Annotated in this window: 10 protein-coding genes; 6 read left to right on the plus strand and 4 right to left on the minus strand. The window is 38.4% G+C overall.

Annotation, left to right across the window (positions count from 1 at the left end):
- Positions 1-187 precede the first annotated feature (187 nt).
- Both UABAM_RS21915 and UABAM_RS21920 read right to left on the minus strand, forming a co-directional pair.
- Complete coding sequence (locus UABAM_RS21915; protein ID WP_151970130.1) at positions 188-1,399, minus strand: S41 family peptidase; 1,212 nt, start codon at positions 1,397-1,399, stop codon at positions 188-190.
- Between the two features lie 252 nt (positions 1,400-1,651).
- Complete coding sequence (locus UABAM_RS21920) at positions 1,652-1,846, minus strand: hypothetical protein (protein ID WP_151970131.1); 195 nt, start codon at positions 1,844-1,846, stop codon at positions 1,652-1,654.
- A gap of 624 nt (positions 1,847-2,470) precedes the next feature.
- Between UABAM_RS21920 and UABAM_RS21925 the strand changes: the two genes are divergently transcribed.
- The 6 genes from UABAM_RS21925 (at position 2,471) to UABAM_RS21950 (ending at position 9,885) form a co-directional block, all read left to right on the plus strand.
- On the plus strand, positions 2,471-4,645 hold the full coding sequence (locus UABAM_RS21925) for a DUF7507 domain-containing protein (protein WP_151970132.1): 2,175 nt from the start codon (positions 2,471-2,473) through the stop codon (positions 4,643-4,645).
- Positions 4,646-4,728: 83 nt separating this feature from the next.
- Entirely contained in the window at positions 4,729-5,970 is a 1,242-nt protein-coding gene (locus UABAM_RS21930) for an O-antigen ligase family protein (protein ID WP_151970133.1), read from the plus strand.
- Positions 5,967-6,479: a hypothetical protein gene (locus UABAM_RS21935; protein ID WP_151970134.1), complete on the plus strand. Its 513-nt coding sequence runs from the start codon at positions 5,967-5,969 to the stop codon at positions 6,477-6,479. The genes UABAM_RS21930 and UABAM_RS21935 overlap by 4 nt, the downstream gene beginning before the upstream one ends.
- Complete coding sequence (locus UABAM_RS21940; RefSeq protein WP_151970135.1) at positions 6,476-7,660, plus strand: hypothetical protein; 1,185 nt, start codon at positions 6,476-6,478, stop codon at positions 7,658-7,660. Before UABAM_RS21935 ends, UABAM_RS21940 begins: the two co-directional genes overlap by 4 nt.
- Before the next feature lie 13 nt (positions 7,661-7,673).
- Complete coding sequence (locus UABAM_RS21945; RefSeq protein ID WP_173013482.1) at positions 7,674-8,882, plus strand: SLBB domain-containing protein; 1,209 nt, start codon at positions 7,674-7,676, stop codon at positions 8,880-8,882.
- Complete coding sequence (locus UABAM_RS21950; RefSeq protein WP_151970137.1) at positions 8,869-9,885, plus strand: hypothetical protein; 1,017 nt, start codon at positions 8,869-8,871, stop codon at positions 9,883-9,885. The genes UABAM_RS21945 and UABAM_RS21950 overlap by 14 nt, the downstream gene beginning before the upstream one ends.
- A gap of 70 nt (positions 9,886-9,955) precedes the next feature.
- Here UABAM_RS21950 and UABAM_RS21955 read toward each other — a convergent pair whose 3' ends face one another.
- Complete coding sequence (locus UABAM_RS21955) at positions 9,956-11,215, minus strand: hypothetical protein (RefSeq protein ID WP_151970138.1); 1,260 nt, start codon at positions 11,213-11,215, stop codon at positions 9,956-9,958.
- Positions 11,208-14,111, minus strand: coding sequence for a CPBP family glutamic-type intramembrane protease (locus UABAM_RS21960; RefSeq protein ID WP_173013483.1), 2,904 nt, complete (start codon positions 14,109-14,111; stop codon positions 11,208-11,210). Before UABAM_RS21960 ends, UABAM_RS21955 begins: the two co-directional genes overlap by 8 nt.
- Between the last annotated feature and the right edge of the window lie 6 nt (positions 14,112-14,117).

Raw genomic sequence — 14,117 nt, forward strand, 5'->3', positions numbered from 1 at the left:
TTTAATTTAAAATTCTGATTCTAACATTTTGTGATTTACTTCGTTGTTCTAGTTCAACAACTATTATTCGCCGGTTTAATTCTAGTCGTAAGGCTAATTTTGATAGCAAATGAACATTACGAGTAAAACTAAGTGCGGCCACACCACTGACTTTGTTAGAACTAGTATAAGTTAGGTGAAAATACACCTATGGTTTTTTTATCACTTCTATTGCTTTTTGTATTTGTTTGTCATCCAATTTACTTCCTGGTTGACTGAAAGACCTAATGAGTTCACGCTGTTCTTCAGTGGAAAGGGGTAGTAGTACATCTGGTGTAATGCCCCCTTCATCATCGGAGCCTTTTTGAATAGATCTTCCTGATGGAGTGTAGTATTTTGCCGTTGTTATCTTTAGTCCACGTTTTTCATCTCTAAGAGGTAGAATACTTTGAACGCTTCCTTTACCATATGTTCTGTTTCCGATAATAACAGCTCGGTGATAATCTTGTAGAGCACCTGCTACGATTTCAGAAGCACTAGCGCTTCCTTTATTGACTATGATTACCATGGGCTTTTTCCAACAAATTTTGTCGGGTGCAGCACTATAGGTTTGTTGATTTTGCTTAATACGACCTTTGGTATGGACTATATTGCCCTCAGAAATAAATGTATTTACGACGTCAACAGATGCTGTTAGCAATCCACCGGGATTAAAGCGTAAATCGAGTATCAGGTTTTCCATTCCTTGTTCGCGTAGTGTTTCAATATTTTTCTTTAAGTCATCGTATGTATGTTTATTAAAACGCGTTAGGCGAATATATCCTATATGGTACTCGGTATTGATGATATGGGCATTTTTGACACTTTTTAACTCTATGCGCCCTCTTACAACTGTAATCTCATCGCTTGTGGTGCTACTGCTGTGGAGTATACGTAGTTTCACTGTTGTTCCTGCTTTACCCCGCAACCAATCTACAGCCTGTTCTATGGTAATTCCTTCCGCAGATTTACCATCTATTTCCAAAATTTTATCTTCCGCTAAGATACCGGCTTTAGATGCAGGAGATCCTTCTATCGGAGAAACAACAGTAATAAAATTGTCTTTTACGGAGATTTCAATTCCAATCCCAATAAATTCTCCTTCTGTCCCCTCAAATATCTTTTTGTAGTCTTCTTCATCTAAGTAAGCAGCATAAGGATCATCTAGAACAGAAACCATTCCATCTAGAGCTCCACGCATTAGCTTTTCAGAATCGACGTCTTCGACGTAAAAGTTTAGAATTTTATTGCGAATTTCGGCAATAATTTCCGCTTGTTGATATGCGTCGACGGAGGAAGCTCTTAGAGAGCTAGTGACTTCCAAGGTCAATGTAACTACAATTACAAAGACAGACATACTAAAAAAAATTTTTTGTGTCATGTTTTGTCCCCTGTTTTTATTTTGAGAATAAATTATAACACAAAATGGCTAAAAAAACAAAAAAAATGTATCGCTTTGTATAGGAAAAATAAGGAAAAACGTATATTTTTGTCATTGTGGTGAAGGAAGAAAAATTATTGAGGGAATTGGTGTATTTTTACGGGAGGTTTGTCGTTGTGTAAAACAAGAAAAAATATATCGATAAATTATGATCTCTGGTTTAAATTCAACCAGAGATTTACATCGCTATGCTTACTTTGCTAGTTCAAAACAACTATCTTTTAGACCTTCTATTGTTTTTCGGTCCGCAGTTTGAAAAAATTCTAGCTCTGTTTGCGATAAGTTGTAAGACTGTAGTGCTTGTTGCGCATTCTGCAAAATAGAAACCATAAATTCTTCATTTTCTTTTGCTTTTTGGATAATTTTTTTTACATCTTCTTTAGCCATTGTTGACTCCTAAGCTTTTTTATTGTAGATACTTAAGTGCGACACAAACATCTTTTGTAAAAAAAAGTGATCATTCCGAAAAATATATTTGCAATGCTTTTCGCGGGTTTATTATAATTTGTGCTTAATGACAAACAATATTTTTTTGTGATTTAATTAATACGAAATATGTTTGTTATGTGTTTGATTTTGCGCCAAACATTTTAAATCATAGTTCAAATTTGCTGTAATTTTAGGTTCTAAAACTGCATTGTGAATTTGAATTGTGAATTAGCAATTGTAAATGTAGAAAATTTTAGACAAAAGATCAAACTTAAACTACAAATACATGTTTTGACGCTATCTCGTAAAAAAAAAGACGAAATTTTGTCAATATACAAAGTTTCGTGTAACATGTATAAAATTTTTATATCGTTTATCGCAAGGTTTTCCTTGCATAGCGATAAAGTTGCCCCCCTTGTTTTTACGCTAAAAATATTGTTTGGTATACTAATTGCAAAAGCTATATGCAAAGCACAATGCAAAAAACAAATTTGAATTTAAGTATACACTAAATATGAAATACCTAGCTATACAATATTTATAAGTGGGTGTAGCTTCCGTTTTACAAAGGAGAATTCTGGTATGAAGAAATTCGTACTACTTACCTGTGCAGCAATCATCGCTTTCACAGGCTGTACTTGCAAGAAATTTGACGCAGGTACAAAAGTTGTTTACAAAGACAGAATAGTCGAAAAAGTAGTTGAGAAGCCCGGCAAAGTTGTCGTGAAAGAAGTTCGCGTTGGCGGCGGTGGCGGTGGATGCGATACATGTGGACTAATTAAAGTAACACCTAAAGCACCAGGTGAAGCAGTTATTGGTCAACCTTACACATCAGAAGTAGATGTTGAAGCTCTTTCTGATGCAGGTAACGTACATCTTTACACCGTTGTTCCTGAGGGAGTTCAGTACATCAGTAGCGAACCTGCTGCGAGAGTTAACGGCAACAGATTGATGTGGAGTTATGCCCTACTTAAGCAAAAAGACGTAAGAAAAATTAAAGTTAATCTACGTTCTAACCGCGAAGGTGATGTAAGACTATGCTATGTTGCTACAGCTGATCCTGTATGGTGTGTTAACACCAAGATTGGTAAGCCACAACTTAATATTACCAAGACAGGTCCTCAAGTTGCTCAGTTAAACAGCAATGTTAGTTACACCATCACAGTGAAAAACTCTGGTACAGCTGTTGCAAGAAACGTTGTTATTACCGATCCAGTTCCTAACGGACTACAAGATCCTAATGGCAAAAGCCAGCTATCTTTCCCTGTAGGAGACCTAGGCCCAGGTCAATCTAAGACAGTTCAAGCTCCATTCAAAGCTGTTAAGCGTGGTCAAGTATGTAACGTAGCTACAGCAAACTCTTCTAACGCTGGAAGTGTTACTGCTAGAGCATGTACAAAGATTTTGAAGAAAGAACTTCTTCTTACTTGCCAAGCTCCACAACAAGGCAAAGTTGGACAACGTGTTACAGCTAGAGCTGTTCTCACCAACCAAGGAGATACAGAGTTAACAGATGCAACACTAACTGTAAATGTATGTTCTCAAGGACAACTTATTTCTTCTGATTGTGGTGAAGTTTCCGGAACAAGCGCAACCTGGCGTGGTGCTTTGGCTCCTGGAGAAAGCAAGACATGTAGTTTTGTAATGACCGCTACAGCTGAAGGTCAGTGCTGCATGAGAATGAGTGCATCTGCAGATGGTATGACGAAAACATCTGAATGTTGTACAAACTGGACAGGTGATCCAAAAATTGAAATCACCAAAACTGGTCCTGCAAAAGCTTCTGTAGGTCAACAAATTGCTTACACAGTAACCGTTAAGAGTACTGGTACAGCTACCGCGAAGAACGTTGTTGTTGTCGACGATCTTCCAAGTCAACTAGCACACTCTAGTGGCGTTAGTTCTCTACGTACACCAATTGGCGATATGCCTCCTGGAGCTACAAAAACTCTAAGCATTCCTGTAACTGCAAAAGCTGCTGGACGTGCTTGCAACGTAGCTAAGGCTAACTCTTCTAACGCTGGTACAGTTCAAGCGCAAGCATGTACTGAAATTAGCAAACTGGAAGCTCAAGTTAGCGTATCTTGCCCAGGTATCGCTTTCCTAGGTAAACGCATAAGAGCAACCGTTGTTGTTAAAAACACTGGTGGTGCACCTCTATCTGGCGTAACTGTCAATGCTAACTCTGACTCTGGTCTTCAAATTCTAGCTGGCGAAGGCAACCCAACCATTTCTGGAAACTCAGTAACTTGGAATGTTGGCTCTCTACCAGTTGGCGAAACCAAGACATACGCTGTAACCGTTATCTCTAAACAACCTGGCGACCACTGCTTCCGCGTTGGTGTTGCAACAGCTGAAGGTGTACGTAAGCAAGCTGAATGTTGCACAAACTGGAGAGGTTTCCCAGCGTTACTATTAGAGGTAATTGATACCGTTGACCCACTTGTAGCCAACGAAGAAACCACTTATGTTATCGAGGTAACCAACCAAGGTACCGCTCCAGATAAACTAGTGAAAGTTGAAGCTGTATTCCCAGCAGAAATTTCACCTGTATCTGCAAGTGGTGATACTCAATGTACAGTATCTGGTAAACGCGTAACCGTTGTACCATACCCACAGTTGAATCCTAAAGAAAAGATTAAGTGGCAAATCAGAGCGAAAGCTGTACAACCAGGTGACTCACGCTTGAAAGTATACCTAAGCTCAGACCTACTCAAGAAGCCTGTAACAGAAGAAGAAAGTACACACGTATACTAGAATCTTTTTTACACTTGAGTAATGAATAAAAAGAGACCGAAAATTTTTCGGTCTCTTTTTTTTTGGGGAGGAGGAACTTGAAAATGTCCCATGAGGTCAAAACCATCATCAAAATGAACTTGTGTCTGCAAATAATAGTGGCCACGTTGGGCTATGGTGGAAATATTGCCTACGTTTGGGGACCTCTTTGTGTTTTGTCTCTGGTAAATTTAATTTTAGTGTTTGATCAGGCAAACGAGCAAAACCCATACATTTCTGCGTTAAATGTTACGATTCTATTGTTTTTTGTGACATTATGTGTTCAGTTTTTTGTTCCGTCGCGCATCATAAATGTTCCATCTCACCCTGAATTGCAAGTGCCGTATTTTTTCTCGTCGCAGAACGTCAAATTGTCGATTTACCAATGGCTACTACCTATAAGTGCGATGATTACCATTCCTCAAGTGCTAAAAACCGAAGAGGATTTTTTATGGTTATTGCGCTGTCTAATTTTTGTGGTGTTGCTGCAAGTTATTGTAGGTGTTGTTCAATATTTTTTGTCGCGAGAATCTTTGCTTTACCAATACTTTCCGTTTTTTAGTCGCAAGAGAGGGATTACGGGAACATATGTGACGCGTAATCTATATGCAAACATTCTTGTTGTAGGCACTCCTTTGTTGTTAGGGCAAATACTCCACTTTCACAACCAAAAGAAAAAGTTATGTGTCGTTCTTGGTATTTTGTGTTGTTTACTGATGTTCCTTTGTTTGTTGGCCAGTAAATCACGTACCGGCGTTTTTCTGTATTTGCTTATCGTAATCGGAATTTTTTTATACCACAGACATATACCGACCATTGCACTGATTTTTGCGATTATTGTGGTCCTATTTGCTTTTCAGGTAGACATAATGGAACGTTTTTATCGCAGTGGTGAAGATTTTCGTTATAGGTTAGAGCACTACAGCGTGGGGTTGAAAATCATACGTGATCATTGGCTTTTTGGTTGTGGGGCAGGTAATTTTTCACTGGCTTTCGAGATGTATCGCGATGTTCCCGTAGTGATACAATATTTCCATCAAGACAACGATTACATTGAATTTGTGGCAGAATATGGTATACTATCGAGCATAGCAGGTGTAATATTTCTTTTGGTTTGGGGAATTTTGATAGCGAAGAATACTTCATACGACAAAATGCTTTGGAATAGTGTATTGGTATCCATCATTATGTTTTTTGTCTTTGCTGCATTTCACTTCCCTCTGTTCATAAATTCAAATCGTTTATTTCTCGCATACTTAATGGGAACATTGGTCGCAATGTCAAATGCCACAAAGGAAGTGACGTGATACGCTCCATCATAATTTTTTTGTTACTGTGTAGTAGTCTGAATGCGCAAGGTGTATTTTTCCCTATAAAAAAAGGAAATAAAAAATACGAAACAACGCACACTTATATAAATGTGTATTGTTTGCCAAAAGCATTGGCCGTATCTATTCGCTTCAAAAAGCCGCAAAAGCACTTTCTAAAAAAACAAAACAATAAATTCAAGTATGAAGGTAAAAAGCCTAATTTTATCGCATTCTCTTGTGGTAATATAATCGCCAGCAAAGAAGGTAAAGCAAAGTATGTGTTTGATGGTCAAATGTCGGTAAGTGCGCAAAGAATTTACCTTGTACTCCGAAAAGGGATGTATGAATTTCGGTATAATGATAAAGTGATGATTTCTTTCCACTATTCGTCTGGGAAACACGGTGTGGAAATACCTAATCGAGTTATGATTGACATGGCCGCGACTTTTTATAAAAACCAAAAAGAGATTCCTCGAACCGCTGTTATTCCTGGAGCATGCCAATGAAGTTATTTTTTTTATTGCTTATTTGCATCGTTTGCTTGTGTAGCCAGGAAGACTATTTTGCAAATGAAGTAACAGAAGTGGGCGAACTCGAAACCGATGAACAAATTGCCGTAGTCGATGAAAATGAAGAATTACTTGTTCGTGATAAGGATCTTGTTTTAGAGTTTTTTAATCGTCCGGGCTTGGCTCTTATTCCTCGATCGCGCACTTTCAGTATGCGTAACGTTCTTTCGATAGGGGCGTTTTTTGAAAGTGATGGGGATCGCGACGGGAATAATGAGAACGACAGCGGGACACTCCTCACTTTACTGACGGAAGTGTCGAAAAATTTCGGTTATTTGCAATTTCAGTTATCGAATTTAATACGCTATAACGATAATTTTGATATATTCCCAACGGCAAGTGTACAATATCAATATGTATCGCGAAAATTTACATTTAGAGCCTCTCAAGATTTCAGTCGCTCGAATGCATTTGTTAGTTTAGACGAAGGGTTGAATGATGTTCTCCATACTGCAGTCACCAGGTTTTCTCTAGAATCCAATACGCGTCGTTTTTCTTATGGAGTGAATTTGAGTTACTTGTACAGGAAATCTTTTGATTTAAACGACGAAGATTCGCGGTATAGCGCAAATTTTTTTGCGGGATACAATTTCGTTTCAGGATTATTCACAAGTCTTAATTACCAAGTTAGTTTCCTGGACGATGATGTAGAAAATGTTGTCGCTCATAGTGTCTTGGTCGGAATTACATTTCCCTTAGTTCGCAAAGTGTCCAACCGATTGAGTTTTGGGTTGCAAACAATAGACAATCAGGTGTTTTTTATTAGTGCCTTAAACGCTAGTTGGAACGTGTTGCCAAACCTCAACCTTTTTGTTAGAGCAAGTTCCAATACCGCTCCGGCGTTTAATGATGTTTTTCAATACTCGATTCGCGTTGGTGGTGGTGGAAGTTATGTTATTTCGGGTGCTTTTGGTATCGAAGGTAATATCGACCTGTTGTACTCCGAATTTGACAACAACAACGTGAACTATGGGGCGATCAGTTCTTTCGCCGCAAACTATCGTTTGACAAGTAGCGTGGACTTAAGTTTTAGCTATCGTCTAGAACAACGTGAAGGAGAGCAGGGCGAAAATTTCGCAAACCACCGTATCATTTTTAGTGTTAATGTTATTTTTTAGTGAAGGTCTCGTTATGTTAAGAGTCATCCTACTACTTACCGTCATTCTAGCATCTTGTACAAACGATAATAAACTACCTGGTTACGAACCGCCTCCACAGGAAGTGGAAATAGAAAACAACGACGAAAATAAGAATTCGACAGAGACATCGTCTGTAAGTGAAGACAAATGGATTGCACCTAAATTGCAAAAAAAATACCGTGAACCGGTTTTGATACCTGGTGATACTATTCGCATAGAAATTACCAATGAGCCTAAGCTAAATAAAGATATATTGATTCCTCGAACAGGAGCTATCAATTATCAACTTATTAAAGAATTTAAAGTTGTCGGAAAAACGGTTCAAGAAGTGACGGTGGAGTTAAAAGAAAAGTTGTCTGACTACATAGAAGAGCCTCTTGTTAGTATTAATGTCATTAATTGGAAAAAGCGCCAAGTTTATATTGATGGACTGGAAAAAGGTTCGCGAGCAATCCCCTTGCCCAATGACGAAATATTTACCATAAGTCGCTTCTTACTAAGTATTGGTATTTCACCCAATTTGAAAACAGTAAAAGGTGTAGAACTTATCCGCGAAGACCCTGTCGACAAAGGTAAAAAAGAAACATTTTACCTTCCTATTGATGCCATTTTTGAAAACTACGATACCGAAAACGATATTGCTTTGCAAGCCGAGGATTTAATCGTTATCAAGGAAAAGGCAAAAGTTTACGTCCAAGGGCGCATTGTTACTCCAGGCAACTACCCTATTAACGACGATAAAAAGCAGACATTGTGGGATGTCATTTTACTAGCTGGTGGGCCAAGGCCTGATGCCAATCTCGATAATGTTGAGGTGATACGCGAAAGTGAGCAAAACAAAAGAGTCACTTTTAAACTTTCTGTTTCTCCCAAGGCACAAAAGCCATTTTATTTGCAAAAGAACGATATTATCACCATTCCTTCTAAAGATGAAGAGAGTAAAGTCGTGAGTGTTTTTGGGGAAGTAAGACGCCCTGGGGCAATTCGCATGCCCGAAAGTAGAACACGCATGTCCCTAGTGATGGGTCTAGCAGGAGGTCTTACCGAATTTGCCTCGCCTAAGATTAGAATTATTCGTCACTTACCAGGAGGGGTAACCAAAAAGTATGTGGTGAATTTCGATAAAATACTTCAAGGGAGTCGCGCGGAAAACATGCTGATTCGCGGTGGAGATTTGATTATTGTCGATGCTGGCTGGTAATAAAAAGTTTCTAGTAAGAGTGGCTGTTATTTTGGCTGTAATGGTGTCTTGTGACATTTTAAAACATTCCTGGGCTTCTTACCATGTACCATATTATGACTATCCTCTCTATATTCGTGGTAAGAAAAAGCCTCTTTTGCATGAGGCTTGTAAAAAATTCTCTCAGGTACTGGCAATAGAGCCCAATAATTATTGGGCTCATTTTGAAATAGGTCGTTTATATTGGCGCCTTTATCAAACGGAAGAGAATCCACTGTACCTTTCTAATGCTCACTTTCACTTTTGTCGTTCGCAACAACTCATTCCATTTTGGGGATTACCATATCTCTACTTAGCGCAAATTTCACAACTTAACAAGCAAAATTTAGATTCACTGATGCTTAGAGCACAAACGCTTTCACCTGCACATGTTACTGTTTTGCTATCGACAACCGCTTACTGGTTGCAAAAGTATCAGCAAAAAAACAATCATACCTACGTAAATTTCATCCGCAATAACCTGTTATTATTAAATTATTACAATGTAGCAAAGTACGGTAGATGGTCTATTATCGTTGCGCAAATTCTTTTTCCGCAAAATTGGCAACAAGTTATCCCCAACAACTCCTCGAAAATTATTGCCATTATTCCATGTGTGATAGAACTGCAAAAATTTGAGGCTGCGCAAGAAATGATACACCAAATTCCTGACCATGAGCGTGAAAAGCGCGTTTTGCAAAAATATTTAAAACTATCGATGTCCGACAAAACCCAACAACAAGTTTTTGACTTTTTCGATTTTCTATTCGCCAGTGAAATGGAAAATTACGCTCCGCTTTATATTAAGTATCTTCTCCCTTACATAGAAGATAGAGATGTATTTTTTGCGATGTTAGCGAGGAAATTTTACGAAAAACGGCGGTATCATTATGCGATTGCTTGGATTAAAAATGCTCTGCGTATTGCACCTGATAATCCCAAGTTTAAAAAGTTAAAAAGTCAAATACTTGAGATGGAATATTGAGGACAGCTAGCTTTCTGCGTCCCGATCCCATATAGACTTTCTTTGTGGACCGGGATTGATAGTTGTACGATTATGAATTTTGATGGTAAACAATTTTAAATATATGCTCGTAACAATCTAGCATATAGCGAATACCTGTTTTTTTACAAGCCTTATCGCGAATTGCTGCGGGACATCCAAAACCCAGGAAACCAGGATTTCTTTGGTCCAGTTCATACACTCGTGTTTTTAGGTAATCCTCTTTTAAATTACGCGCTTTTTGGCAAAAGTGAGGATTGAGTTGTAAACCATTTCGTTTCGGCTGTAAAATATGCGGATAAAATCGACCGCGCCTTACCACAGGCAGGGTGTAGCCGAAAGGAACTATTTTGGCGAATTGTATGGCCACCCCTGAGGAAATGATCGTTCTCAAGTAGGCAATAGGGTCTTCGATAACTTTTTGGGCATAGAAAGACGACAGCGCCGCCTGTACACTTTGGATGGCTTCTTTAAATGTATCCGGAGCAGCGAAACGCGCAGATTCTTTTATGATCAATTGTCGTTGCTCTTTTTGCAACTGGTAAATTTTTTGCGCATGTTCGCAATGGACAGGAAAATTCTGCCAATGGCACATTTGTTCTGCCTGTGAAAGTGCCTGTTGTTTTTCGCGACCACGTGCGGTTTCGTTGTCAATAAGTTGTTGATACTTGTCTTCGATGACCGCCGTTTTTTGAAAAAAATCGTAGGTGAGTTTTGCCATTATATTGGTTGTCAGTACCATAGTGCGCGATAAATTATATCCATATTCGCCAATGGGAACAAGAGTCGTGTCTACAGCATGACTTGTGGTTTGAATACCATTATCAATTGATGACCACAGATAACTGTGGTAGTGACCACTGACAATATCACTGAGTCCATATCTTTCTAGAGTAGCGACACTTTTGCTATGTAATAAGAGTTTTCGATAATATGCACGCATTTTTTCTGGTAGAGCTTTATATGCGTTTGCGAAATCTTCGAATTTAGAGTTTGACGTATCTATTGTATCAATACTTTGATAACCTTCGAGAAATGGCATTGCGTTTTCTTCGAAAATAACATCACTGTATACGTTTTCATACACAACAAATTGCTTTGCCATATCCGCAATTGTTTGCGAAGAAATTTGTGTGATAAATTCATAGAATTTTAATGTAAGCGGCGTGAAAATATCCCGAAGATATAGAGTTACGGCGCGGTTTACTGATTCACTTTCGTGGCGAATCCACTTTTTTTTGACACTCAAATCAGGATGCTTTCCTTCTAGAGCTTCGTAGTATAAAGATCTTTTGTTGATAAACTTATTCATGTCTATGCCCTAAAGCTTGAAAACAGTATTTAATAATAAAACCACTAACGATCAAACTACCAGGTATTGAAATCCAGGGGTATGCAGTCAAGTAGTAAAGATAGTTGTCGAGCGAATTTTCTTGGGCGTAGTAACCTATTGTTAGGGTAGTCGAATTGCACAATATATGAATAACTATCGGCACAAGAATATTTTCGGTGCGCAACAACACAATTCCGAGAAAAATGCCCATAACAAAGGTAAAGGAAAGACGCGAAATATCCATATGCATCACGGCAAACAATAGAGCTGTCCATACAACAGCTGCCAATGGTGACATTTTTTTACGAAAGCTGGAGAGTAGTAACCCACGAAAAAATAGCTCTTCACAAATTCCCGGTAGTACCGCAAATACGATAATCATGATCCACAATGGATATCCTTGCAATAGAGTTTGTAGCATTTTTACCAATTGCTCATTGTGAATTGGCAAGATAAAATCTTGGATACTTTTTACCGTAAGAGCAAAAATAAGCCCACTAATACTCAATGCGATAATAACAGGGATTTTCGTAACAGGAAACTTTTCGCCAATTGCAAAGGTTTTGCGTAGATCGTAATGGAATACCTTTGTAACAATGACTGGGACAGCAACAAGAAACAATACCATGGATAGTGCTTGACCAAACAAAATGTTGTTGGAAAGTTTTGGTCCCATAAAGTGGAATAAAATGGTTGTCAGTGCAAAAAATATGAATGCCTGGTTCGTTGTGAATATCACCGTGGAATTTTTTCGCCAAAAATCCCATTTGATACCTTCTACCTGGCGGAAAATAACTTCTTCACGACTAAAAAGCCGTATCGCCCATATCAGAGCGAGTAGCGCATATAGAGCGGTTGAGAAAAACACTAATAAAATCTGTGTAAAAGTGGCGTTACCGAGAAACATTTCTTTGTAAAGAAGTACAATGTTAGAAACGGGTACAAAACAAAGCCGCGTTGTCAAGTGCATGTTAGGCAAAAACGCTACCATGACTAGTGGCATCACTACAATGACCATAGGGGTCAAATAATGCTGGCCTTCTTTGTAACTTCGCGCAAAAATAGAAAGACCTAAACATAGTGCCGAAAACATACCTACAAGAGGAATGAGCAATATAAACATGCCGACTAAAACAGAGTTTGATATGTCAAACTTGAGTGGGGGAGATGTTGACCAATTCATCAATGTCCCTGTTTCATCAAGGCTTAGGTAGTAATTGTCAAATATATCTATATGGGTAATAGGACCTTCGTGTGCTCCAAGATAAGCAACGAAAGAGAAACTATTTTTTTTGTAACTCCACAACTGTACAACACCATCTTGAGTACCAAGTACCAAATTGTTATTACTGTGTGTAACTGCAGTGATGGGTAGCTGTGTATATAAATTTATAGGTATTTCTCGGATAATTGCTTTTGCCCTGGTATCATAGATCCCCAAGGTGCTTTCCGTAAAGAAAACAATGCGATTTTTGTTGAAAAGTAGTGCTTTGTATCCTGGTAATGCGGTGATTTCTCCACTTTGTGTATCTAGCAACTGTAAATTTTCATTGCGAAATATAATGTAGTTGATGTTACCATCGACTATATTGCCATAACCATCAAAGTTTTGTTCGACTTGCCAAGTTTTGGTGTCCAAAATAACGAAGCGTCGCTTTTCTTCTTCTACTTTTAGTTCGGCAATGACTTTTTGTGTGGAGGAATCCACTATAAAATTTTCTATGATATGTTCATTTTGCCACAACGTACGCAAGCCAATCCCTTGTGATGAAATGAAGATGTGTATCAATCTGTTTTGTGTACTCGCAATCCAACTGTTGCCCATTGTGGATATTTTTGTTACGTTCGCAAAGGTCCATGGGGAGCGGTACATTATTTTTTCCGCTTTTATGTGCCACAACGAAATTTGTTGTTTGTTGTTGTTAATGGTAAAAGCCACATTTTCGTTGTAAAGTTTTGCATGAGATATTTTACCTTCTTCGCGAATATGTGGAATATCATCGTTGGTGGCTAATTGGGTTATTTTAAAATCATCAACACTTTGGTACTCTTGTGTCCGTGTTGCTTCGAGAAGCGCATTGCTTTGCTTGGTAAAATATCCAAAAGTAATTCCCATGCTCGCGAGATTCAATAAAGATCCAAAAATGGCGATGCTAAAAATGGCAAGATATTTCCCAACGACAATTTCAAATCGGGTGGCAGGAGCAACTAGTAGTGTCTCCATTGTACCTCGTTCTTTTTCGCCGGCCCCCATATCAATGGCAGGATATAGCGGAAAAGTAATGGCCATGAGTACGACGAGTAAAGCGAGAAGACGTCCAAATTCAAAAGCTCCTTGTTTTTTTGCACCAGCGGTGTTTTTGAGGGCTATCGTGAATGGTTTTACCAATCCTGGTGGACTATTTTGTAGCGCTTTGCGTTGAGTTTTGCGTAATAAAACATTTAGAGAGTCACGCACTTTCTTGAGCAGTAAACGCGCTTTGTCATTTGCACCAGAGTAGTAAACTAAAATACGAGGAACAGCGTTCAAATCACTGATGTCTTTGTCAAAATTCTCAGGTATTTTCAAACCTAAAACAGCTTTCTCTAAGTAGACTTCATCCCAAGCACTTTTTGTTTCGACTATTTTAAAAGACTTTCCTTGCAATAGTTCGTTAATTTTTTGCGAACTACCCTCTATGGCAATTGTTACATCTTCTTTGTCTATTTTATCGAGTTGATATACAATGAGCTGCGTCATACCCAGCATTAGTGATGGATAGAGTAAAATAGGTAGTAAGGTCATGATAAAAAGAGTTCTTTTATCGCGAAGCGTTTCTTTTATTTCCTTACCCCATATATTTAAGATGTTATCTAATTTGTTTAACCACTGCACTTTTTT

The sequence above is a fragment of the Candidatus Uabimicrobium amorphum genome (genome assembly GCF_009002475.1).
GTDB lineage: Bacteria > Planctomycetota > Uabimicrobiia > Uabimicrobiales > Uabimicrobiaceae > Uabimicrobium > Uabimicrobium amorphum.

What these genes read in the sequence shown, in the direction of transcription:
- UABAM_RS21945 (WP_173013482.1), top strand. Translation starts at nt 7,674, where the DNA reads ATGTTAAGAGTCATCCTACTACTTACCGTCATTCTAGCATCTTGTACA.
- UABAM_RS21915 (WP_151970130.1), bottom strand. Translation starts at nt 1,399, where the DNA reads ATGACACAAAAAATTTTTTTTAGTATGTCTGTCTTTGTAATTGTAGTT.
- UABAM_RS21920 (WP_151970131.1), bottom strand. Translation starts at nt 1,846, where the DNA reads ATGGCTAAAGAAGATGTAAAAAAAATTATCCAAAAAGCAAAAGAAAAT.
- UABAM_RS21940 (WP_151970135.1), top strand. Translation starts at nt 6,476, where the DNA reads ATGAAGTTATTTTTTTTATTGCTTATTTGCATCGTTTGCTTGTGTAGC.
- UABAM_RS21930 (WP_151970133.1), top strand. Translation starts at nt 4,729, where the DNA reads ATGTCCCATGAGGTCAAAACCATCATCAAAATGAACTTGTGTCTGCAA.
- UABAM_RS21925 (WP_151970132.1), top strand. Translation starts at nt 2,471, where the DNA reads ATGAAGAAATTCGTACTACTTACCTGTGCAGCAATCATCGCTTTCACA.
- UABAM_RS21950 (WP_151970137.1), top strand. Translation starts at nt 8,869, where the DNA reads ATGCTGGCTGGTAATAAAAAGTTTCTAGTAAGAGTGGCTGTTATTTTG.
- UABAM_RS21955 (WP_151970138.1), bottom strand. Translation starts at nt 11,215, where the DNA reads ATGAATAAGTTTATCAACAAAAGATCTTTATACTACGAAGCTCTAGAA.